Source organism: Acinetobacter sp. YH12131, from assembly GCF_013418635.1.
In the GTDB taxonomy this organism is placed as follows: domain Bacteria; phylum Pseudomonadota; class Gammaproteobacteria; order Pseudomonadales; family Moraxellaceae; genus Acinetobacter; species Acinetobacter towneri.
The window spans coordinates 1-21,895 of the sequence record NZ_VPBQ01000018.1; the positions used below are offsets into that span (position 1 = coordinate 1).

The 21,895-nt window shown below is 39.1% G+C and carries 21 protein-coding genes and 1 pseudogene; 7 read left to right on the top strand and 15 right to left on the bottom strand.

All coding sequences use genetic code 11. From position 1 onward, the window contains the following. Nucleotides 1-200 precede the first annotated feature (200 nt). The 3 genes and pseudogenes from FTU66_RS13780 to FTU66_RS11385 all read right to left on the bottom strand — a co-directional run bounded on the left by FTU66_RS13780 (nt 201) and on the right by FTU66_RS11385 (nt 3,903). A pseudogene (locus FTU66_RS13780) lies at nt 201-2,569 on the bottom strand (TonB-dependent receptor domain-containing protein). Between the two features lie 409 nt (nt 2,570-2,978). Continuing rightward, on the bottom strand, nt 2,979-3,140 hold the full coding sequence (locus FTU66_RS11380; RefSeq protein ID WP_004973471.1) for a hypothetical protein: 162 nt from the start codon (nt 3,138-3,140) through the stop codon (nt 2,979-2,981). A 532-nt stretch (nt 3,141-3,672) separates the two neighbouring features. Then, nucleotides 3,673-3,903, bottom strand: a complete 231-nt coding sequence (locus tag FTU66_RS11385) for a hypothetical protein (protein ID WP_026438431.1) — start codon at nt 3,901-3,903, stop codon at nt 3,673-3,675. A 213-nt stretch (nt 3,904-4,116) separates the two neighbouring features. On the opposite strand from FTU66_RS11385, the gene FTU66_RS11390 reads away from it, so the two are divergent. Next, complete coding sequence (locus FTU66_RS11390; RefSeq protein WP_180112819.1) at nt 4,117-4,611, top strand: CinA family protein; 495 nt, start codon at nt 4,117-4,119, stop codon at nt 4,609-4,611. 7 nt (nt 4,612-4,618) lie between these two features. Here the strand turns inward: FTU66_RS11390 and FTU66_RS11395 are convergent, their stop codons facing one another. From FTU66_RS11395 to prpB, 4 genes are all read right to left on the bottom strand, one after another. Continuing rightward, a complete protein-coding gene (locus FTU66_RS11395) occupies nt 4,619-4,894 on the bottom strand; it encodes a type II toxin-antitoxin system RelE/ParE family toxin (RefSeq protein WP_004973465.1) in 276 nt (91 codons plus the stop codon). A gap of 5 nt (nt 4,895-4,899) precedes the next feature. Next, the gene (locus tag FTU66_RS11400; RefSeq protein ID WP_004973462.1) at nt 4,900-5,121 is read right to left on the bottom strand and encodes a hypothetical protein; all 222 of its coding nucleotides are present in this window, start codon (nt 5,119-5,121) and stop codon (nt 4,900-4,902) included. Between the two features lie 298 nt (nt 5,122-5,419). Continuing rightward, nucleotides 5,420-6,556 (bottom strand): 2-methylcitrate synthase, encoded by a 1,137-nt coding sequence (gene prpC / locus FTU66_RS11405; protein ID WP_004973461.1) that lies wholly within the window; start codon nt 6,554-6,556, stop codon nt 5,420-5,422. 4 nt (nt 6,557-6,560) lie between these two features. After that, nucleotides 6,561-7,445, bottom strand: coding sequence for a methylisocitrate lyase (gene prpB / locus FTU66_RS11410; RefSeq protein ID WP_004973459.1), 885 nt, complete (start codon nt 7,443-7,445; stop codon nt 6,561-6,563). Between the two features lie 337 nt (nt 7,446-7,782). Between prpB and FTU66_RS11415 the strand changes: the two genes are divergently transcribed. The 3 genes from FTU66_RS11415 (at nt 7,783) to FTU66_RS11425 (ending at nt 10,103) form a co-directional block, all read left to right on the top strand. Continuing rightward, nucleotides 7,783-8,433: a TetR/AcrR family transcriptional regulator gene (locus FTU66_RS11415; protein WP_096901590.1), complete on the top strand. Its 651-nt coding sequence runs from the start codon at nt 7,783-7,785 to the stop codon at nt 8,431-8,433. 112 nt (nt 8,434-8,545) lie between these two features. Continuing rightward, nucleotides 8,546-9,466, top strand: a complete 921-nt coding sequence (gene argF / locus FTU66_RS11420) for an ornithine carbamoyltransferase (RefSeq protein ID WP_004973455.1) — start codon at nt 8,546-8,548, stop codon at nt 9,464-9,466. Nucleotides 9,467-9,605: 139 nt separating this feature from the next. Next, nucleotides 9,606-10,103, top strand: coding sequence for a hypothetical protein (locus FTU66_RS11425; protein WP_257222104.1), 498 nt, complete (start codon nt 9,606-9,608; stop codon nt 10,101-10,103). Nucleotides 10,104-10,178: 75 nt separating this feature from the next. On the opposite strand, the gene FTU66_RS11430 is transcribed toward FTU66_RS11425, so the two are convergent. The 7 genes from FTU66_RS11430 to rpiA form a co-directional block, all read right to left on the bottom strand. Then, nucleotides 10,179-10,532 (bottom strand): YnfA family protein, encoded by a 354-nt coding sequence (locus tag FTU66_RS11430; protein WP_180112820.1) that lies wholly within the window; start codon nt 10,530-10,532, stop codon nt 10,179-10,181. 87 nt (nt 10,533-10,619) lie between these two features. Beyond that, nucleotides 10,620-12,896, bottom strand: coding sequence for an ATP-dependent Clp protease ATP-binding subunit ClpA (clpA, locus tag FTU66_RS11435; protein WP_168417362.1), 2,277 nt, complete (start codon nt 12,894-12,896; stop codon nt 10,620-10,622). A gap of 9 nt (nt 12,897-12,905) precedes the next feature. Then, complete coding sequence (clpS, locus tag FTU66_RS11440; RefSeq protein WP_168417363.1) at nt 12,906-13,322, bottom strand: ATP-dependent Clp protease adapter ClpS; 417 nt, start codon at nt 13,320-13,322, stop codon at nt 12,906-12,908. 19 nt (nt 13,323-13,341) lie between these two features. After that, nucleotides 13,342-14,115: a DUF6776 family protein gene (locus FTU66_RS11445; RefSeq protein ID WP_180112821.1), complete on the bottom strand. Its 774-nt coding sequence runs from the start codon at nt 14,113-14,115 to the stop codon at nt 13,342-13,344. A 79-nt stretch (nt 14,116-14,194) separates the two neighbouring features. Then, the gene (gene argC, locus FTU66_RS11450) at nt 14,195-15,250 is read right to left on the bottom strand and encodes an N-acetyl-gamma-glutamyl-phosphate reductase (protein ID WP_171062573.1); all 1,056 of its coding nucleotides are present in this window, start codon (nt 15,248-15,250) and stop codon (nt 14,195-14,197) included. A gap of 187 nt (nt 15,251-15,437) precedes the next feature. Further along, nucleotides 15,438-16,118: a M48 family metallopeptidase gene (locus FTU66_RS11455; RefSeq protein WP_004973431.1), complete on the bottom strand. Its 681-nt coding sequence runs from the start codon at nt 16,116-16,118 to the stop codon at nt 15,438-15,440. A 91-nt stretch (nt 16,119-16,209) separates the two neighbouring features. Next, a complete protein-coding gene (rpiA, locus tag FTU66_RS11460; protein ID WP_004973429.1) occupies nt 16,210-16,881 on the bottom strand; it encodes a ribose-5-phosphate isomerase RpiA in 672 nt (223 codons plus the stop codon). A gap of 106 nt (nt 16,882-16,987) precedes the next feature. Between rpiA and ilvA the strand changes: the two genes are divergently transcribed. The 3 genes from ilvA (at nt 16,988) to FTU66_RS11475 (ending at nt 20,647) form a co-directional block, all read left to right on the top strand. Next, nucleotides 16,988-18,526 carry a threonine ammonia-lyase, biosynthetic gene (gene ilvA / locus FTU66_RS11465; protein WP_019837302.1) on the top strand — a complete coding sequence of 513 codons (1,539 nt, stop codon included), beginning with the start codon at nt 16,988-16,990 and terminating at the stop codon, nt 18,524-18,526. Nucleotides 18,527-18,653: 127 nt separating this feature from the next. Next, the gene (locus FTU66_RS11470) at nt 18,654-19,310 is read left to right on the top strand and encodes a TrkA family potassium uptake protein (RefSeq protein WP_180112822.1); all 657 of its coding nucleotides are present in this window, start codon (nt 18,654-18,656) and stop codon (nt 19,308-19,310) included. Beyond that, complete coding sequence (locus tag FTU66_RS11475) at nt 19,307-20,647, top strand: TrkH family potassium uptake protein (protein WP_180112823.1); 1,341 nt, start codon at nt 19,307-19,309, stop codon at nt 20,645-20,647. The genes FTU66_RS11470 and FTU66_RS11475 overlap by 4 nt, the downstream gene beginning before the upstream one ends. A 95-nt stretch (nt 20,648-20,742) precedes the next feature. Here FTU66_RS11475 and FTU66_RS11480 read toward each other — a convergent pair whose 3' ends face one another. Next, nucleotides 20,743-21,891, bottom strand: coding sequence for a phospholipase A (locus tag FTU66_RS11480; protein ID WP_180112824.1), 1,149 nt, complete (start codon nt 21,889-21,891; stop codon nt 20,743-20,745). Nucleotides 21,892-21,895: the final 4 nt, after the last annotated feature.

Sequence of the window (21,895 nt, forward strand, 5' to 3'; positions counted from 1 at the left end):
TCAACAATACAAAAAATTTCTGTAAAATCGTACATGGTAGTTAGAGCCTTTGGGTTGTGTCGTAACTTTCTAAATGGCTCTAACTACCTTTTTTTCAAGGGCTTTTCTTATCCGTAATTCGGGTTAAGTAATATTGCTGAACACACTACTGAAAGAACTAAATAATTTTTTTCATGTTTGCTTCCTTCTAAGCGTAAAAACTACAAATGTATATTGATGCCAATTTGAAATCCGCGACCAGGTAATGGTGCAATATATTTCAATGGTGAATTTTGTGGGCGTGCCTCTTCATTTAATAAATTTGAGCCATGTAAGAAAAAGTCAAAACTGGCATTTTTTAATGCAACTTTCTTTTTAATCGACATATCTAACAACTGATAACTTGGTAAAGCAACCTCATCAAAAATATTTTTACCTAAATATTTAGGCTGATCATAATAGGTACTCGTCACATTTACAGACCAATCTAACCAATCCCAAGTTAAGCTCGCCCCATAACGATTTGTTGGCATATTGAAAAAATACTGCCCTTCATTATTAGAGTCTGTATTGTCTGTATTTAATTGGGTCTTATTCTTCACTAAATCAGCGAAAGCTGAAACACTTAAATCACCGTATTTTTGTAGTGAAAATGTATGTGCTGCATCCACCTCAAAACCAGTAATTATCGTATCTGTTTGCGTCCAATATTTTAACGGTAAACGATTACGCATCGACATTCCTGTATTGCGTAAATATAAATAATTATCAAAATTCATTTCATACACTGTGGTTTGTAAACGTGATGCAGAATTAGAAAAAATTGCCGTTAATTCTTTCGCTTTTAGTTTCTCAACTTTTAAATCTTGATTGCCTTCTTCTTGAGCTAAAACCGAATAATGCGGCTGACTACTATATAACTCATTAATTTCAGGTGCACGTTTAGCTGCACTATATTTTGCTTTTAATTCTAAATAATCTGTTAATCGAGTCCCCACACCAACAGAAAAACTGTTTAAATCAAAATTTCTATTTTCTAATGTTGTATTTTGTGCATTCCGTGCCAATTTAAAGCTTTGATCCTGAATTTTATGCTGCAATCGCTCGGCGCGATAACCTGCATCCAAGTAAAAACGATTAAAATCCAGCTTTTGTTGAATAAAATACGCAAAAGTTTCACTTTTGACATTCGGTAAATACTTTAAATCCCCTGCTCCTGTTACATCACTGTTAAAGTAAATCGTTCCTATTTCACCACTCAAGGTATAATTATTCAACAACTTCAATGGCGTTGTTGAATACTTAATTCAGCCTGTTGAGTATTAAATTGATACTGATTGGCATTTTCCGCCGCAATATATTCACCCGAACTATTATTGAGTTTTGCTGCTTTAACTTGTATCGACTCTACAAAATTTGCAGGCTGCTCCCATAGTGCATCTAGCACAAAACGGTTCTGCTTGGTGTGTACACTAACTGGTAACAACTCAGTATAGCTACTTTGAAATGACTTATTTTCTAAAGAAAAACCCGGCACACCATATTGACTGCTTTTATGATCTGCACTGAAACCAATATAGCCTTGCTCCATAAAATAAGTTGTGCCAATCGCATAATGATCTTGTGTTGAGGCTGAATTGGCCAATTTTTTATAATAATTGGGTGTAACATCCTGGTTTATTTTTTGAATTGCTTCCTTACTCTCACCTGCAACATAGTCGGGATTTGGTGTATTGACATAATCTACATATCTGCCATTTACATACCAAGTTGATACAGGTTTATCGGTATATTTAGCCGACTCCTGACTATCATAATAATCTGATAAATTACTTGGATTTTGTTGAATATGTTCAAGCACATAATTATTTAAATAAGGTTGATAACGCGTATTAAATATTTTTTCGATACGAGTATCTTTTTGACACTGGCTGGCTAAACCTGTGTTTACCCCACCACGCTCACCAAATACTTGCGTTTCACACACAGCCGCCTTACTTGCGCCAAGAATATCATACACATCTATTTCCTGCTGCGAAAATTGCAACGTGGTTGCCCAGTTTTTTTGATTATTCAATTCTATACGCATGCCTTTTGCATCAAACTGATTGAATCCTTTACGCAAAACAACTTCCATATAATGTGATTTGTTGGCAATTTCTTTGGGTATTAAACCTGTATCAATATCAACACTCCCACCAATTGCCTGCCCACCATGTCTCACTGCATCCGACCATTTATTTACAGTGATGTTTTGGCTGAATAAAGAATCAAACGGAATGGCTATATCACCACTCATGGTATTTAAACCTTGAATACTTAATCCATTTTCCATTACACCAACACGATGCCCGCTCAAACTACGAATGACTGGCGTACCTGCATGTGGCCCAAAACCACTGCTTTGTACACCCGATAAATGCTTTAAAGCATCTCCCAAAGTATTTGCCGTTTGAATTTTTTCTTTTCCCACAACATGGTCTGAGTTTTCTTGTTGTGCCTGCAAGCTTATGATTTCAAGTAAAGTTGTTTCAGCATGAGCTGTATGCATCATATAAAAAATGGATAAGCCGAGTAGCGTCAAACGCATTTAAAAATCCCCCAATACAATCTATTGTTATGTTATAACATTTCAATAAAGTGGTGTGATTTTTTTATCAACGGTAAATTTTTTATGCATCTAAATGCTGAAAAACAAATCGAATTTTAATAGTTTTTTTATACAATTCGCCTTATTTTGATCTTTATAATAAAGGTCACTTTTGTACATAAAAATAATGACTTATCTTAATAAATACTGCGCTAGTCTAAATTTTAGACAAAAAAAATCCCACATGGGAATGTGGGAAAACTAAGAAACTACAGCTATGTTTCGTTCATTTATTTTATCGTCATCTGACCGACAAACAGTGGCATAAAATTACTTTTTTAAGTCTATTTTTCACCTTTAACATATCCCATTGGATCCGCATCGAAGTATACGATTTACACCTAGATTATTATTTCCGATCTAACTCTACTAGACCCTGTCTTGCTTCTGTAATGATCAGCTGAATTTCTTCATTTTGCTTTCTCTTTTGTTCAAAATACACATAAATGCCTAGAGAAAATCCCACAGCTAAAATGATCAGCGTCATCATGATAATTGCATTATGATTCATTATATTTAGCCCCTTTAAACTTCCTCACTATTGTGAGATGCAAGGACTATACACAGCAATAACAAAAATGCTCAATTCCAATAAAGAAAATACACTGTTTTTTTTAATTTTATCTAAGAAAAACACTTTATTATTTAACAATATAATAAAAACCAAAATGTAACACGCATTCAAAAAATACGTTAAAATTCAATTATATTTTGTTCTATCTGTCATGATTATATTTTTAAGATATTTTAATTAATTTTCTCTCTATCTCAATTATCAGTCTGTTTAAATAAAAATTGATCTAAAAAACATAAGCTTATTTAAGCCATTACAGCCCGTTTGAAAAATGCTAATCTACAAAAATACCAACACAAATATGTGACGTAGTTAGCATTTTTAATCAATTCTTCAATTTTTACTTGTGATGTGAAATACAATTTTTTGCATCCAGTGACTAAAAAAACACCAACTTCGATACGCTCCACTGATGCTCAATCATTCTGCTGTTATATTGAAGCTCTGACTAATCTAGATTGAAATGACTTTAAATCACCAAAACTCTGACAATGATGGTTTGATGTTCTTCATTTTCCTCAATCAACTGTAAACGCTTTTGTTCTTTACTCACCACTTTAAAGCGCAAGTTTTGATATTCAATAATGCTTGGAATTTGGTCAAAATATTGTGCATCAGCATCAATTTCATCCTCAAATAATGATGTACCAAGTTGATAGTCCAAACTTTTTAAAACGATATATTTCACCGTTGTTTTCATCACAGCATCCTTTTTATTACTTTTTGCTTTACTTTTATTTGTATCACCGTTCATGCCATGATTAAACCTATAATTGTAAATTTTGCTGTATTTATAGGCAGTTAAATCGTGAACATTCTTATTTTAGCATTTCACTTTTTGATGTTTTTTTCGCACAAGTCGACAAAATTCAGTACACTTGAGCAACTTATTCTATTCACTTGCAGATTTATCATGCTCAAACAATGCTGTGCCATACTTGAACAACGCCAACAGACTGTGGCTTTTATTGAAAGTGCCAGCTCAGGTTACTTATGTAGTCAGTTTTCTATTTATAAAAATAGCGGTGCCAATATTTTACTTGGTGGATTAGTCAGTTACGACCCAAGCATTAAACGTGAGATTTTGCATGTGAATAGTGACTTAATTGCCACCTATACCGCTGAATCCGCAGAAGTCACACAAGCCATGGCAGTTCAAGGCAAAAAACTATTTCAACATGCTGATTTTATTGTGTCATGCACAGGGTTACTGAAACCAGGCGGCAGTGCCACACCAGAAAAACCTGTAGGGACATTTTTTATCGCCATTCATTATCAGCAGCAAACTTTTCAGTACAAATATTTTTTAGATGGCAATCCATTACAACGACTAGAACAGCTCACTCTGTTAGTCGCTCAAGACCTGATTGATCTAATGCAAGATACAAACACTTGTACTGCACCCTGAAGTAAACCTATCTTTTTAAGTCTCTATAAAAATTCTCATGACTGCCCAATTTTAAAAGATAGAGTGTCATGATTTCGTCATCACTCACAGAGTAAGCCAGTAGCACAAGCTGTTTGTCCATTTTAAATTTATAAACAAATACTCCTGCTAAATCCCCCACTTTAGCTTCTCCGATATCAGGATTATTCCAAACGGTTATTACGGCATTATCAACATCTTTTTTCTGCTGCTTGGTTAGTTTTTTCACTGTCCGTTCAAATAAGGGAGTTTGTTGTATATTCATTGAACTCAACCAAAGCTATATGGTGTTGTATTCCCTGCTTTGACATGCGCCATACTAAGCAACAAATCTGCTATATCTTGAAAAGTTAAATCGGGATTGTCTTGTGCGATTTTTCCAATTTTAGCCCAGTACTCAATTTGTTTAGTTGCACTTCTACTTTCAGCCATCCCGTAAATCTTTGCTGATTCAACAATATCGCTGTCGATTTTAACTGCTACATGTGACATTGCTTTTTCCTCATATTAATTATGGAATAAATTTTAGCCAATCATGCAACCATTTACAACCTTAAGAAACAAAATACAACAACCTTCTTTTATGATCAAATATTTAAAAATGCGCTATCGTACGCCCGATCTTTTTTAATTCTCTAACGCTTCAATAATTACTCATTGTATTTTTGACTACCCTCATCCAAACCTCAAAAAAAATAAGGTTCCATTGCTTAACAATGAAACCTTATCTTCAGCCTAAACTGCTGCATCACATGATGTTCATGCACGGTACAGCTTTTTAGACAACCAATTAAGCAGCCGAACGCTCTGCAATTGGTACAACTTTACGCAATTCTGGGCCTGTATAATCTGCACTTGGGCGGATAATACGGTTATCTGCACGCTGTTCCATCACGTGTGCTGCCCAACCTGTTACACGGCTCATCACAAAGATTGGTGTAAATAGTTTGGTCGCAATACCCATAAAGTGATACGCAGACGCATGGAAGAAGTCAGCATTACAGAATAATTTCTTCTCACGCCACATCACTTCTTCACAACGCACCGATACAGGATAAAGTACTGTATCACCTACATCTTGCGCTAAACGCTCAGACCAGATTTTGATGATGCCGTTACGTGGATCATTGTCTTTATAAATCGCATGACCAAAGCCCATGATCTTTTCTTTACGTTCCAACTTGCCTAGCATTTCACGTTCAGCTTCTTCTGGCGATGTCCAATTTTCAATCATTTCCATCGCTGCTTCATTCGCGCCACCGTGTAATGGGCCACGTAATGAACCAATCGCGCCTGTAATACATGAATGCATGTCAGACAAAGTTGATGCGCAAACACGTGCTGTAAATGTTGATGCGTTGAACTCATGCTCTGCATACAAAATTAATGACACATTCATGACTTGTTCATGCAATTCATTTGGTTTTTCACCACGTAATAAATGCAGGAATTGTGCGCCAATTGAATCATCATCCGTATTTTCTTCAATACGTACGCCATCGTGGCTATAACGATACCAGTAGCAAATAATAGCTGGCAAAGTCGCCAAGATGCGGTCTGCTACATCTTGTTGCTGTTCAAATGACTGTTCGGTTTCTAAGTTACCTAGCATTGAAACACCTGTACGCATCACATCCATTGGGTGTGAATCTGCAGGAATACGCTCAAGCACTTCTTTGAGTGCTTGAGGCAATGCACGTAAAGATTTCAATTTTGCTTTATAGGCAGCCAATTGCTCTGAAGTCGGCAATTCACCAAAGAAAATCAAGTATGCAACTTCTTCAAACTGACAGTTTTCTGCCAAGTCTTGCACATCATAACCACGGTAAGTTAAGCCTGCGCCACTTTTACCAACAGTTGAGAGTGAGGTTTTACCTGCCACTTGTCCACGCAATCCTGCGCCTGTGAGTACTTTTCCTTCAGCCATTTTTTTAATTCTCCTGTTTGAACAGCTTGTCTAATGTATTTTCAAAAGTATGATAATCAAGGAATTCGTATAATTCTTTACGTTGTTGCATTTTGTCTAAGACATTCACTTGCGTGCCATCTTTACGAATGGATTGCATCACTTCAAGTGCTGCTTTTTGCATAGCACGAGTTGGTGAAAGTGGATACAACACCATGCGAATGCCCTGCTCAGCCAATTCTTCAGTGGTGTAATAAGGGGTATCACCAAACTCGGTAATGTTTGCCAATACAGGTACACCTACGGCATCACATACAGTTTTATACATGGTAATATCAGTCATAGCTTCTGCAAAAATTGCATCTGCACCCGCTTCCACACATGCGCAAGCACGGTCAATAACCGCCTGTAAACCTTCTTTTTGCAAGGCATCAGTACGTGCCATGACTACAAAGTTTGAATCGGTTTTCGCATCAACAGCCGCTTTAATACGATCAACCATTTCTTGCTGGGTTACAATTTCTTTGTTTGGACGATGTCCACAACGCTTTTGTGCAACCTGATCTTCAATATGAACTGCAGCAGCACCCGCAGCAATCATTTGTTTAATACTGCGGGCAATATTGAATGCACCGCCCCAACCTGTGTCAATATCCACCAATAATGGTGTATCAACACGCTCAGTAATACGACGTACATCTTCCAAGACGTTGTCTAAACTGGTCATGCCCAAGTCAGGTAAACCGTAAGAATAGTTGGCAACACCTGCACCAGATAAATAAATGGCTTTATAGCCCACTTGTTTTGCCATCATGGCAGCATAAGCATTTACCGTGCCGATAATTTGTAATGGCTTTTCGACTTCCAAGGCTTGTCTGAATCTTAAGCCCGCAGATGTTTGTTCTGTCATCTTCCTTTCCGCTTTTCTTACTATATTTTTCGAGATTCGAGTATATCGAGAATGCGAGATCACGCCATGGCTTTTTAGAATCTATACTCTAAAACTTTAGTCAAATAATTTTCAAATTTATTGCACAATAAATTTTCGTGATGTTGGTTATTCTTTATTTTTGATAAACACAGCTTTTCAGTACACTAAATGAGCAAAATTTAAACTATTTTCTAAAAATATGGCTTTTTCAGCTCAAATCATGCCATGTGCAAGTACACTTCGACACAGCACGCTGTACATATATTTGTTATAATGACAATCTCCCTTCTATTTAATTGATGATTTTTTACTCAATATGCACGAACTCGCCCATTTCGCTCCTTTAGGTAAAGATATACCACCAACCAAGCGTGGTCATGAGCGATGTGTAGCGTTATTAGTCAGTGCAACTGAGCTATTTTTAGAGCGTGGTTACGATGCCGTATCCTTAGATGATATTGTGCAACACGCAGGCGGTTCTAAAGCGTCGATCTATAAATACTTTGGCAATAAAGAAGGGTTATTCAAAGCTATTTGTGATTATCGCCGTGATAAATTTTTTCAGGATATTCACATTCCCTTTGAACAAATTGATTCAAATTTACGTGGTTATTTGATTCAAACCTTATTGAATTTTTATCATCATATTTTGGAACCAGAAAATGCAGCCTTTATGCGTCTGGTATTAGAGCAAAGTCAGCGCAATCCTGATATTGCCTTACACATACATGAGCGCGGCCCTTTGCATGTGCAACTTTGTATTGCCAAAGTATTGGAACATGCCAGTCAGCAAGGTTTAATTTGCTGTGAACAGCCTATTTATTCTGCACAACTGTATTTTGGTATTTTAAGAAATTTTGAATGGCGTATCATCATGGGTATTCCAAAACAAGAAACAGAACAAGAAACAACCAATTATGTAAGTTATTGTGTAGATCGCTTTCTAGACGCTCATCAAAAAGCTTAGATTTTTTGCAATTTCTGCATCCTATAGTATATTAGCCGATTCCCTTTTTCACTTAACCAACCAACAACTAATTGTTGTTTTTTCTCATTCAGCAATTATTGTGGAGTAACGAATGGCTCTACGTCACTTTCTAACATTACGCGATTTATCGACTTTAGAACTGAATCAAATTTTGCAACGCGCCATTGAGCTCAAGCGTAAACAGCATAACAATGAAGTTTTCCAGCCTTTTCCTGGCAAAGTCATGGGTATGATTTTTGAAAAATCCAGCACCCGAACCCGTGTATCGTTTGAAGCTGGCATGAGTCAGTTTGGTGGTAGCGCAATCTTCTTATCATCACGTGACACGCAATTAGGTCGCGGTGAGCCAATTGAAGATTCTGCTCGCGTCATTTCAAGTATGCTTGACATTGTGATGATTCGTACCTTTGGTCACGACATTGTAGAACGCTTTGCTTCTTACTCTAAAGTTCCTGTGATCAATGCCTTAACTGACGATCATCACCCATGCCAACTCCTTGCAGACATGCAAACCTATGTTGAACACCGTGGTTCAATTGAAGGTAAAACTGTGGCGTGGATTGGTGATGGCAACAATATGTGTAACTCATATATTGAAGCAGCACACATGTGGGGCTTTAATTTAAAAATTGCGACACCGAAAGGTTATGAGCCAGAACAGCGCTTCCTGTCTGAATTTGCACACTGCGTAGAATTGGTCGATTCTGCTGAGGATGCAGCAGTGAATGCTGATCTGATTGTGACCGATGTTTGGGCAAGCATGGGACAGGAAGAAGAACAAAAAATTCGTGAAAAAGCGTTTGCAGACTATCAAGTGAATGAACGCCTGATGGATTTAGCACATCCTGATTGTTTATTTATGCACTGCTTACCTGCGCACCGTGGTGAAGAAATTTCTGAAAATATGCTCGATCACAAAAATGCTGTAGTGTGGGATGAAGCAGAAAATCGCTTACATGCTCAAAAAGCATTGGTTGAGTTTTTATTGAATGAAAATCTTAAAAAAGACTAAGCTTTAAAACCCGTCTTAAAAATTCGCAAAACTTTGATGAGTTTTGTTACAAACAGCACCAAAAGGTGCTGTTTTTTTATTTGGCTCGCTATAATCTTGAGTTATGGTCTATTTTTCTAAAATTTCTAAAAGAGCCTAGATGAACAATATGATTTATAAAACACTTGCTACAATTACGCTGTGCACCACTACACTGATCGCGAGTGCTTCACTCTATGCCAAAGCCAGTGAATTAGATCAATATTTAGTCCAACAAAAGATTTTAAGTGCAGATTATAAAATTCAAAATGTTGCTGCATTAAATGAAATTTTAGATGTCATTAGTGATGAAGATTCTCGTACTATGCCTTATCAGGTCGATCAAAATACAGTGATTGAACAAAGTACGGCGACAGACAAACAAATCAATATTCGTGGCATGATTATTTCACCTGACTTCAGGCAGTTTGTAGAAAGTACGGGTTATTACAATGTCAAAAATATGATTAAACAAAACTTAATTCATAATTGTGAATCTATTTTTGAGCATCAGTTCCAACGGGTAAATCCCTATGTATTGAACTTAAAACTCAGTGCAGAAAAAACCCAGTTTAATGTGCAATTGGCAAATAGCGAGTGCCAATTTAAAGCAGACTGAACTGTATTTAAAACTAAAACAACCTCAGCTTTAAGATTTAATGCCTAAGGTTTAATGCGTAAACCCAAATATAACCTAACGTATTAAACCTTGCGGTTGTAAAATAATGATCAATGCGCCTAAAACTACTATCATTCCACCGAACATATCCCAACGTGTTAAATTGACTTGATCTACATACTTTAACCAAATCAAGGCTGTACAAATATAAATACCACCATAAGCCGCATAAATTCGCCCCGATGCCGCAGGATGCAAACTCAACAGCCATACAAAAGCCGCTAAAGCCAAAACTGTTGGCACCCAAAGCCACTGCGATTTTCCCTGATTCAAAATTAAATAAGGAAAATAACAACCTAATATTTCCATTACTGCTGTTATAAAAAACAAAAGTACGGTACTGGCAATTTTTGTGATCTGAACATCCATAAGCGACTTTACTTAAAAGTGGAATACATAAAAAATAACCCATGTTGAACATGGGTTATTTTCATTCATGGTGATGCAATATAAAAGTTAAGCTGGTTCAGCAGTTTGATCTTCAAATACTTCAAGTTTCAAACCAACCGCTTTACCATTCTCTTTCTTCACAGAAACAGCGACATTACCGCCCTGTTCAGCCAATTCACCGAATAAAATCATTTCTGCTAATGGTTTCTTCAAGTGTTCCTGAATCAGGCGTTGCATTGGGCGTGCGCCCATCAAGCGATCATATCCATGCTCAGCCATCCATTCACGTGCATCTTGATCAACCTCAAGAATGACTTTTTTATCATCCAATTGAGCTTGTAATTCAGTTAAGAATTTATCTACTACATTTTCAATCACGGTAGTTGGTAGAGCCTTAAATTGAATCACACCATCTAAACGGTTACGGAATTCTGGTGAGAAGGCTTTTTTCATTGCTTCTTGGTTGTCATTACTGTTGTCTTGATCCATGAAACCAATGCTCACGCGGGAAATACTTTCTGCACCAATATTGGTAGTCAGTACTAAAATCACATTACGGAAATCTGACTTACGACCATTATTGTCGGTCAATGAGCCATGATCCATAATTTGCAGCAATAAGTTAAATACATCAGGATGTGCTTTTTCAATCTCATCTAGCAACAACACACAATGCGGGTTTTTATGAATCGCATCGGTAAGTAAGCCGCCCTGATCAAAACCTACATAACCCGGAGGCGCGCCAATTAAGCGTGAAACTGCATGACGCTCCATATATTCAGACATATCAAAGCGTACTAATTCCACACCTAACAATTTGGCCAACTGCTTGGTCACTTCAGTTTTACCCACGCCAGTAGGGCCAGCAAAAACGAAGCTACCGACTGGTTTGTCTGGTGTTTTTAAGCCAGCGCGTGACAATTTAATTGCAGATGCCAAAGCTTCAATGGCTTCATCTTGCCCAAACACCACACGTTTTAAATCACGCTCTAAATGTTCAAGTACGCTCTTGTCATCTTTAGATACAGTTTTAGGTGGGATACGTGCAATTTTCGACACGATATCTTCAATGTTTTCAACTGTGATTAAGGTGTCATCCTGCTCGGCTCTTAAACGGCGCTGTGCACCTGCTTCATCAATCACATCAATGGCTTTGTCTGGCAAGAAACGGTCATTGATAAATTTAGCCGATAGCTCTACCGCAGACACCAAGGCTTTATCGTCATATTTTACATGGTGAAATTCTTCAAATTTGGATTTTAGCCCACGTAAAATATCAACCGTTTCTGAAATTGAAGGTTCATTGACATCAATTTTTTGGAAACGGCGTGACAGCGCATGATCTTTTTCAAATACCTGACGATATTCTTGGAATGTAGTCGAGCCAATACAGCGTAGAGTGCCATTTGCCAACGCAGGTTTGATTAAGTTTGACGCATCCATAGTGCTGCCCATGCTCGAGCCTGCACCAATAATCATGTGAATTTCATCAATAAACAAAATTGCATCAGGTTTCTTTTTCAAGGCATTTAATAGTTGTTTTAAACGCTTTTCAAAGTCACCACGGTATTTCGTACCCGCCACCAATGCGCCAATATCTAAGCTATACACTTCTGCATTGGCCAATGGTGCTGGTGCTTTTCCATTCACAATTAACCAAGCTAAACCTTCGGCAATTGAAGTTTTACCCACGCCTGGGTCGCCTACCAACAATGGGTTATTTTTACGACGACGACATAAAATTTGTGCGGCACGCTCAATTTCTTTTTCACGGCCAATTAAAGGATCAGTTTTACCCTTTTGAGCTTCGGTATTTAAATTCAGCGTGTAAAGCTCAAGTGGGCCTGCATTGGCAGAGCTTGAACTTTCACCATCTAACTCTTCAATTTCTTCTTCAGCTTGTGTTTCATCTTTACGTGTACCGTGTGACAGGTATTGCGTTAAAGTCAAACGGTTAATTTGATGACGTTTAAGCAAATACACCGCAAATGAATCTCGCTCAGAGTACATTGCCACTAAAATATCTGCACCTTCAACGGTGCGGTCACCACCGCTAGATTGCACATGGAAAATACCACGCTGCAAAATACGGTCAAAACTTTCGGTTGGATGTGGCGCCTGATCACTATTTTCAGCAAGTTTAGGGGTATGTTGTTCTACATATTCTTCTAATTCTTTACGCAGCACCACAACGTCTGCGCCACATGCTTTTAACGCATTAACCGCAGAATCGTTATCTAATAAAGCCAATAATAAATGTTCAACCGTTAAGAACTCATGTCTCTTTTGACGAGCCATGCTAACAGCCAAACGTAATGATACTTCTAATTGACGACTGAGCATGCAACCCCCTTAATCTTTAGGCTCAATCTGACAAAGTAATGGATGACCTTGTGATCGAGCGTAATTATTGACTTGGTTCGCTTTCGTTTCCGCAATGTCCCGCGGATAGACCCCTGCGACACCTTTTCCTTCATAATGTACAGTTAGCATTACTTGAGTCGCTTGGTCAAGATTCATTGCAAAGTATTGTTGTAAAATTTCAATTACAAAGTCCATTGGGGTGTAATCATCGTTCATTAAAACGACAGCATACAAAGGTGGACGCTTTAATTGTGGTGGTGCAGTCTGTACTGCAATGTCGCCATCATCTTCATGCCCTTCATCATCCACCGCCAAACGTGGGCTTAAATGCCAATCGACATAGCCAGATTGATGAAAATTATTTTTAATTTCGTTTAAACAAATAGATCGTTTCTGGGTTCGCATAAGTTTTACATATCACACATTATTGAGCACTGGCTTCTGCTTGCGGAATTTCAGCAATAAATGCTGAATCGGCTTCCACAGCTTTGCCCTTACTCCAACTGAAACGCTTGATGACAGGCGTTGAGCCATTCACACGGACTTCAATAAAATCTGGATTAAAGCCTTTTGGCATTGTCCAGCGTCCCGTTAAACGCTCATAATTATCAAAATTAAAATTACTGTCTTCCATCGGAATAACCAGTACTTCTGTGCCCTGAATTAAACGCAACTCGACTGTACCGCTTGCACGGCGTTTATTTGGGCTGACTTGTACTAAATCGACCTGATATTCATAGGCATTTTCAGGTAAAGGTTTTACCCCTAAATTCTGTACAGTCAGACTCAAACCTCCACGCTGACGCAACACTTCACGATAGATCGTACTCATTCCCTCAGTACGTTGCTTATCTTCAGTTGCTTGCGTAAATGCTTGATACAAATCATTGGAGTTACTGACCGCAACATCGCGTTCTTGAACCGCAGCATTTAAGCTCTTATTCAGACTTTCCAAACGCGTTTTTTGTTCTTGCACCACTTCAACCAGTTGTTCTGCATCGGCATCGTAACCAACCACAGTTAAGCCCTGACGATGCCCGACTGAATAGCCCAAAAAGCCACTACCTAAAATTAAAATGGCAGCACCAATTGCCAAAGGCGCATTGCTTTCAAGAAATGGCTTTTTTTCTGGCGGTGTAGATGAGGGTGTCATGCTTGAATTCGACTGTGACGTGGTTTCTGTATCGGTGTTATGCATCGTCATCTCTTGTTTTGATTCATTCAAAGCACACATTTAAATCGAAATCTAAATGTGTGTGAAGTTGAAAAACGTGTTCTTATGGTAATAAACCAATCACCTCAAGTCCTGCATGTTCTGCAAAACCAAACATGAGGTTCATATTTTGTACTGCTTGCCCTGCTGCACCTTTCACCAAGTTATCTTGTGCCACCAAAAGTACTAATTTTTTCGGTTGTGGCTTATACAATGCGATACGCAACTGGTTAGCGCCACGTACTGAGCGTGTTTCTGGTGAACTGTTGGCTGGCATGACATCTACAAACTGTTCATTGGCATAAAACTGCTCATACAGGCTTTGTAAATCTGCTGCATCACCTGCATCAGTTAAATCTACATAAATGGTGCTGAGCATACCGCGAATCATAGGTACTAAATGCGGTACAAACACAATGTGATTAAACACATCTTTTTGACCCGAAATATTTTCCAATGCTTCTACAATTTCTGGATGATGACGATGCCCCGCAACGCCATAAGCCTTAAAGTTGTCGGCATTTTCAGAGTAAATCATGCCCAAACTGGCTTTACGCCCTGCACCAGATACACCCGATTTTGCATCAATAATAATACTTTCAGGTTTCACTAAAGCTTCAGCTTGTTTAAATAATGGCGCTAAACCAAGTTGCACTGTGGTTGGATAACACCCTGGGTTACCAATCACCTGTGCTTGTTTAATTTGTTCCCGGTTGAGTTCAGACAAGCCATAAACTGAATCTTTTAAAATGTCTGGGCAAGCATGTTGCATGCCATACCATTTTTCAAACTGTGCTAAATCTTGCAAACGGAAATCTGCTGCTAAATCGACTACTTTGGTATTGGCTGCAACAAGTTCCGCAGCATGTTGCATGGCAACGCCATGCGGTGTAGCAAAGAACACCACATCACACTGTTTTAATTCTTCGATGTTTAAATCTGAGTAGCATAGGTTTGTGTGCCCACGCAGGCTTGGGAACATATCATCTACACGGCGACCCGCTTCTGTACGTGAAGTCAGTACATTTACTTTTACATTTGGGTGTCGTAGCAAAAGACGCAATAATTCAACGCCTGTATAACCTGTACCACCGACAATACCAACTGAAATCACGTGCATTACCTCAATTCAAAAGCATGTTTAAGCTAACGCTATAGTATGACAGGAAGTTTTGGTTTTCTAAACTGTTTTACTAGGGTTTTGGGGCTTTTCTTTATTCTGTTGATTTTATAAAAGATGATTTGGATTGTAGTCAATACGTGCAACACCTTTGCATTGTAGTCTTATCATGTGGGTGTTGGCTTTTTTATTGATACCACCACCAAGGCAAAGACGTTGTTTTTAACTGTTTGCGATGCTGCAAATAGTGCGCATCATGCCGTTGTACTTCAACCCAAAATGCAGGACTATGATCAAAATGTCGTGTATGCGCCAACTCATGCACAGCAACATATCGCACAATTTGTTCAGGAAACAACACCAAGGCGCTATTGAGCATAATATGCTGTTGCGTACTGCAACTGCCCCAACGGGTTTTCGGTTGACGAATTGCGCACTGTTTAAATGGCAAAGCAATTTCATGACTGACTGTTTGCAAATATATCGGCAACATTTGTTTGGCATAAGCAATAACAAAGGCTTTTAAATATGCCGCAGGTTGGCGGTCACTAACCCATAGGCAATGCTGTTTTAAATCTAAAATAAAACTGTGTTTTTGTGTTTGATAATGAATATTTAAAGGCTTAGCCAAATTAAAAAGTGATAACTGATTTGGCAATTCACGCCGAACAAGTCCTTGCTGCGCCTGCTGTTTATGCCAAGTTTCAATCATCCACTGTTCAGATTGCTGCAAAAAATCCTGAATTTGTCGCTGAGTACAATATTTCGGTACAGTTAAGCGAATTTGATGCGGCTCGACACGCAAACGTAAACGTGTTGCTTTTGCATGTGGTGTGATTTGAATTTCAGGTAAGTCGGATAATGTCATTGTTGTTCTTTTATTAAATCCTCCCCGACCCCTCCTTTAATAAAGGAGGAAGAAAAGCCCCCCATTAAAAACAAGGGACTTGGGAGACGAATTAAACCGCAGTACGTTCTTCAATGCCGTTATTGGTCGCTACAATTGCAATATCTGCTTTATTGATGGCAAAAATACCATTGGTCACAACACCCGGAATATCATTCAAGGTTTTTTCTAATTCCAACGCATTTAAAATATTTAAATTATAAATATCTAAAATCACGTTACCGTTATCAGTTACCACACCTTCACGGTAAGCAGGATCGCCACCTAAAGCCACAATTTTACGTGCTACCGCAGAACGAGCCATTGGAATGACCTCGATTGGCAATGGAAACTCACGTCCTAACTGCTCTACCCATTTTGAATCATCGACAATACAGATAAACTTACGTGCAATAGAAGCCACAATTTTTTCACGGGTCAACGCTGCGCCGCCGCCTTTAATCATGTGCATGTGACGGTCAATTTCATCTGCACCATCAACATAAGCATCTAAACTGCCCACAGAGTTCATATCGACCACTTCAATACCAAGTTTCTTTAAGCGCTCCGCAGTCGCTTCAGAACTTGCCACAGCTGCTTCTAATTGTAATTCAGGCAATAAATCAATCAGGAAATTCACTGTACTGCCTGTACCTACCCCCAAAATCCCGCCTTTAGGCAAATGTTTTAATGCTGCTTTGGCAGCCGCTTGCTTCTTTTCATCTTGGGTAGCATACAGACTCATGACTTCACTCAACTATTTTTGACATTTGTTGCCGATTTTACAGCGCAAATGTGCAGGGGTTTGTTACAATAACCCCCTATTTTAAACTGTTAGATGGAAGATTAACATGCTGTCTCGTTTGGTTCGACAAATTTTACAAGCAACGGTCTACGATGTTGCAATCGAAACCCCACTCGACGCAGCGCCACGAATTAGTGAAAAACTGAACAATAACATTCGCTTTAAACGTGAAGACTTACAACCTGTATTCTCTTTTAAATTGCGTGGTGCGTATAACCGTATTAGCCAATTACCCAAAGACCAACTTGAACGTGGTGTAATTACTGCCTCTGCAGGCAACCATGCGCAAGGTGTAGCATTGTCTGGGCAAAAACTGGGCATTCGCGCCATTATCGTTATGCCTAAAACCACGCCAGATATTAAAGTACAAGCGGTAAAACGCTTGGGTGGCGAAGTGGTATTACATGGTGACTCATTTGATGTTGCCAACAAATATGCAATTCAACGTGCCCAAGATGAAGGCATGACTTTTATTCCACCGTATGACGATGAATTGGTCATGGCAGGTCAAGGTACGATTGCCAACGAAATTTTGCGTCAATGGCGCGATGTCGAATATGTTTTCGTTGCTGTTGGTGGTGGCGGTTTAATTGCAGGTGTTGCAGCCTACTTGGGCGATGTCGCACCGCATGTCAAAGTCATTCCTGTAGAATATGATGAATCGGCTTGCTTAAAAGCGGCTTTTGAAGCCAATGAACGGGTTATTTTGCCGCAAGTGGGTTTATTTGCCGATGGTACTGCTGTCGCACAAATTGGTGAGAAACCGTTTGAAGTTTTACAACTACAAAAATCAGATCAATCAGGCCCAATTGTTGAGCGCGATGTAGTTTTGGTGAATACCGATGAAATCTGTGCGGCAATTAAAGACACCTTTGATGAAAACCGCAGCATTGTAGAACCTTCAGGTGCAATGGCTTTGGCAGGCATCAAAAAATATGTCGAGCAACACCAATTGCAAAATAAAAATATTGTGTCAATTGTCTGTGGCGCAAACATGAACTTTGACCGTTTACGCTATATTGCGGAACGTACTGAACTCGGTGAACATAAAGAAGCAATTTTTGCCGTGACCATTCCAGAAGAAAAAGGTGCGTTCCTTAACTTCTGCCGTGCGCTGCAAGGTCGTAATATCACCGAGTTTAACTACCGCGCCAGCGATGCTACTGCTGCACAAGTCTTTGTCGGCATCAGCTTAAAATCTGGTGAAAAAGAACGCCACGATATTTATGAGTTACTCAAAACCCAGTACGATGTTGATGATTTGTCGGATGATGAAGTAGCAAAACTACACATTCGTTATTTGGTCGGTGGTCATGCCGATATTGAAAATGAACGTCTATTCCGTGTGGAATTTCCAGAGCGTCCGGGTGCATTACTGACTTTCTTGGAGCGCTTAGGCCCAACCCATAACATCACCCTGTTCCATTACCGTAACCACGGTGCAGCGGAAGGTCGTGTATTGGTCGGTTTAGAAGCTTCGGATGCCAAACAGAACCCAGATGGTTTAATTGAAACTTTGGAAAAGATCACTTATCCATACCAAGAAATTACCAACAATTTGGGTTATCAGCGTTTTTTAAAATAAAAGATTTTACGCGCCAAAAAATACTAAAGACCGCTAATTTCAGCGGTTTTTTGTCATATAACCGCGGTATAAAGCCTTAAAATATTTTAGTATATTGGAAGAATAATATAATTTTCAGGATGATGTTATGGCGCTATTTGCAGTCATTGGTTTAGGTAGCTTTGGTGCAACTGTGGCTACACAATTGGTCAAACTCAACCATGATGTCATTGGGATTGATAGCAATAAAAAATTTGTAGAAAACATTGCCGATCAAATTACCCATGCGGTGATTGCTGATGCAACCGATGAACACGTTTTGGAAGAACTGAATATTCAAAATTGTGATGCGGTCGTGGTCGCGATTGGGGAAGATATTGAAGCTAGTATTTTGTGTGTCTTAAATTTAAAGAATTTGGGTATTTCTAAAATTTACGTCAAAGCCAAAAGCAAAGCACATACCATGATTTTAACCCATTTAGGCGTAAGCAAAATCATTCACCCTGAAGAGGATATGGGCGTCCGTATCGCGCAATCGCTGAGTTATCCTATGGTGAGTCGTTATATGAGCCTAGACGACAATCACTATATTGTAAAAGTAAAAATTAAAGACAACTTGCATGGTACACGCATTCATAGTCTGATGTCACATGCACCCGAAGTTAAACTTTTATTATTTAAACGTGCCGAAACGATTTTCTGTACGCTTGAATCCAATTTAATGTTACAAACAGATGATATTTTGGTGGTTGAGGGACAACTTGAACCATTAAAACGCTTATCTAAACAATTTAAGTCAGAATGAAAAAAATAGCAAAACAACCGATTAAAACTGTCAATTTAAGCCCGCCCAGTCTTTTGGCGCTGGGCTTTTTAAGCTTTATTAGCATTGGCACAATCTTATTAAAACTACCCATTTCCCATCATGGTGAGATGAGTTGGATTAATGCCTTATTCACTGCTACATCTGCAGTGACGATCACTGGATTGTCGGTAGTCAATATTGGCGATGCTTATACCGTATTTGGGCAAATGGTCATTATGTTGTTATTACAATGTGGTGGCTTGGGTTTTATGACCTTTGCAATTTTAGCGGTTTTAAGTTTGTCATCCAAAATTGGTTTAAAACAACAAATCATGGCGCAAGACACCATTGGGCAAACCAACCTGTCTAAAGTGTCGATGACCATTAAAGGCGTGTTGCTCTACTCATTGTTTTTTGAAGGGATTGGCACGGTTATTTTAACCTTGGCATGGATGCAGGATTATCCATTTAGTTCTGCTTTTTTCTATGCGGCTTTCTATAGTGTTTCAGCCTTTAACAATGGTGGATTTTCATTATTTCCCAATAGCTTAATGAGTTTCGCAGATCAATACCTGATTACCTTAACTATTAGTATGCTGTATATCATTGGCGGTATTGGTTTTGTGGTACTCATGGATATTAAACGTGCCAAACGCTGGAAAAAACTCTCACCCAATAGCAAGCTGATTTTATCGACCATTGCTGGTTTAAACTTTGTGGCCTTTCTGCTGATTTGGGCGATTGAAGCCAATAATCCACATACCCTTGCAGCCATGAGTATTGGCGATCAAGCCCTCAATGCATGGTTTCACGCTACCGTTCCTCGCTCATCAGGCTTTAATAGTCTAGATGTCGCAAGTATGCAAAATAGCTCGACCTTGCTCACCATGCTTCTGATGTTTATTGGTGGTGGTTCGCTCAGTACCGCAGGCGGTATTAAAGTTGGCACATTTATTATTGTCATTTTAAGTGTGATCAGTTTTTTAAGACGTTCAGATGAGGTGCGTGTGTTTAATCATGCTGTACCTGAACGTACCACCTTTAAAGCTTTGGCGGTGATCAGCATCACAGGTATGTTAATTTGCCTCGGTTTGTTTAGCTTACTTGCCCTTGAACCGAAACTGAATTTTTTAGACCTGTTGTTTGAGGCTGTATCTGCAGCGTGCACGGTGGGTTTATCCCGTGGTGTTACAGGTGAATTACAACCTGCCAGCTTAATTATTTTAATGTTGTTGATGTTTGCAGGTCGTTTAGGGCCGCTGACTTTAGCTTATTTAATCGCCACACCACAAAAAAGCCGACTTAAACATCCAACCGCAGATATTCAAGTTGGATAAAAGCTGGATACGATCCGACTTCAAAAACAAACGCCAATCTTCAAGATTGGCGTTTTAAATTCAGTTAAAAACGTTTTTGAATCAATGCTAGGTAATTAAAACCAATTCATTAATGAAACACCTAAACCCACATAGGTTGCACGGTGATTATAGTCAATCAAGCTTTCGCCATAACCATCAAACAATTGGAAGTGACCACGTAACTTACCACTAATCGGGAAAACCCAATCAAATTGTGCCGCACCGTGCGAGTCATCACCACCTTTTAGGCTATGACGTAACATCAAAGAAAAGTCATGCTCTTTCCAGCGATAAAATGCCAGCATGTCACCCCGCCCGATATAATTTTTAATATCTGGGTTGTTGTCATCAGCGCGGTCTTCTTCAATGCGATACCAAGGACGTAACATCAAAGCAAAATTGTCTTTTTCAAAACCAAGATTGAAAATTACTCGATTCCAGCTACGTGACAAAGGGTCTGAACGACCATTGGACTGGTGATTCAGCGTTAGCCCCATCAAACGCCCATGTAAACCAAAAAGCTGATAATTGGTACGGAACATTAAACTGGCTTCTGGCTCATAATTAGTTTCACGAAATGGACGTGACTCATCACCATTGTAAACTTGCCAACGAGAAGACTGGGTATATCCTAACCAGACATCACCATTATTTCCCAGCAAGTTCTCAACCGCTTTGGTTTTTAAAGAGAGCTGAAATTTACTTTCCATTGAGGTCAGGTTTTGCTCCTTACCCACGGGAACGGTATATTGCTCATTCAAGCTTTGTGGACGTTCATTTTTATCGGACGTCCAAAAAGTAGGCATCAAATACACAGGTTGATAAGCACGTAAATTCCATGTGCCTAATTTGCTATCGGGTGAAAGCTCCCAGCGCTTATCCAGTAAAGATACATTCGGATCAAGCTTTGGTACATCAAATGAAAATAAATTACTCACACCCACTGCAATTTTTTCTTTCACAGTTTCAGGTGCAGGAGCAAGTGCCTGAGCGGCTTGACGTTCGCTAATCAGCGCTGTTTTTTCTGCTTCAGGAATTTTAAACAGAGCATCGTAACACACCAAACGATCAGCATTTGACTCTAAAGCCACACAGGCTTCAGGTGTTGCAGGTGCAACTAAGCTAGCTGGGTCTTGTGCATAGGTTTTCGCCACAAACACAGTGCTGAGTGCGGCAACACTCAGCGACAGTCCTGTGCGTTCAAACAGTTTGAACGCGCTCATAAAT

Coding starts and splice junctions, on each gene's coding strand:
- FTU66_RS11470 (WP_180112822.1), top strand. CDS start 18,654: ATGGCGCTATTTGCAGTCATTGGTTTAGGTAGCTTTGGTGCAACTGTG.
- FTU66_RS11385 (WP_026438431.1), bottom strand. CDS start 3,903: ATGAAAACAACGGTGAAATATATCGTTTTAAAAAGTTTGGACTATCAA.
- FTU66_RS11445 (WP_180112821.1), bottom strand. CDS start 14,115: ATGCATAACACCGATACAGAAACCACGTCACAGTCGAATTCAAGCATG.
- FTU66_RS11400 (WP_004973462.1), bottom strand. CDS start 5,121: ATGTCACATGTAGCAGTTAAAATCGACAGCGATATTGTTGAATCAGCA.
- FTU66_RS11475 (WP_180112823.1), top strand. CDS start 19,307: ATGAAAAAAATAGCAAAACAACCGATTAAAACTGTCAATTTAAGCCCG.
- argC (WP_171062573.1), bottom strand. CDS start 15,250: ATGCACGTGATTTCAGTTGGTATTGTCGGTGGTACAGGTTATACAGGC.
- FTU66_RS11395 (WP_004973465.1), bottom strand. CDS start 4,894: ATGAATATACAACAAACTCCCTTATTTGAACGGACAGTGAAAAAACTA.
- prpC (WP_004973461.1), bottom strand. CDS start 6,556: ATGGCTGAAGGAAAAGTACTCACAGGCGCAGGATTGCGTGGACAAGTG.
- FTU66_RS11380 (WP_004973471.1), bottom strand. CDS start 3,140: ATGAATCATAATGCAATTATCATGATGACGCTGATCATTTTAGCTGTG.
- FTU66_RS11390 (WP_180112819.1), top strand. CDS start 4,117: ATGCTCAAACAATGCTGTGCCATACTTGAACAACGCCAACAGACTGTG.
- ilvA (WP_019837302.1), top strand. CDS start 16,988: ATGCTGTCTCGTTTGGTTCGACAAATTTTACAAGCAACGGTCTACGAT.
- FTU66_RS11425 (WP_257222104.1), top strand. CDS start 9,606: ATGAACAATATGATTTATAAAACACTTGCTACAATTACGCTGTGCACC.
- rpiA (WP_004973429.1), bottom strand. CDS start 16,881: ATGAGTCTGTATGCTACCCAAGATGAAAAGAAGCAAGCGGCTGCCAAA.
- FTU66_RS11480 (WP_180112824.1), bottom strand. CDS start 21,891: ATGAGCGCGTTCAAACTGTTTGAACGCACAGGACTGTCGCTGAGTGTT.
- FTU66_RS11415 (WP_096901590.1), top strand. CDS start 7,783: ATGCACGAACTCGCCCATTTCGCTCCTTTAGGTAAAGATATACCACCA.
- clpS (WP_168417363.1), bottom strand. CDS start 13,322: ATGCGAACCCAGAAACGATCTATTTGTTTAAACGAAATTAAAAATAAT.
- FTU66_RS11455 (WP_004973431.1), bottom strand. CDS start 16,118: ATGACATTATCCGACTTACCTGAAATTCAAATCACACCACATGCAAAA.
- FTU66_RS11430 (WP_180112820.1), bottom strand. CDS start 10,532: ATGGATGTTCAGATCACAAAAATTGCCAGTACCGTACTTTTGTTTTTT.
- argF (WP_004973455.1), top strand. CDS start 8,546: ATGGCTCTACGTCACTTTCTAACATTACGCGATTTATCGACTTTAGAA.
- prpB (WP_004973459.1), bottom strand. CDS start 7,445: ATGACAGAACAAACATCTGCGGGCTTAAGATTCAGACAAGCCTTGGAA.
- clpA (WP_168417362.1), bottom strand. CDS start 12,896: ATGCTCAGTCGTCAATTAGAAGTATCATTACGTTTGGCTGTTAGCATG.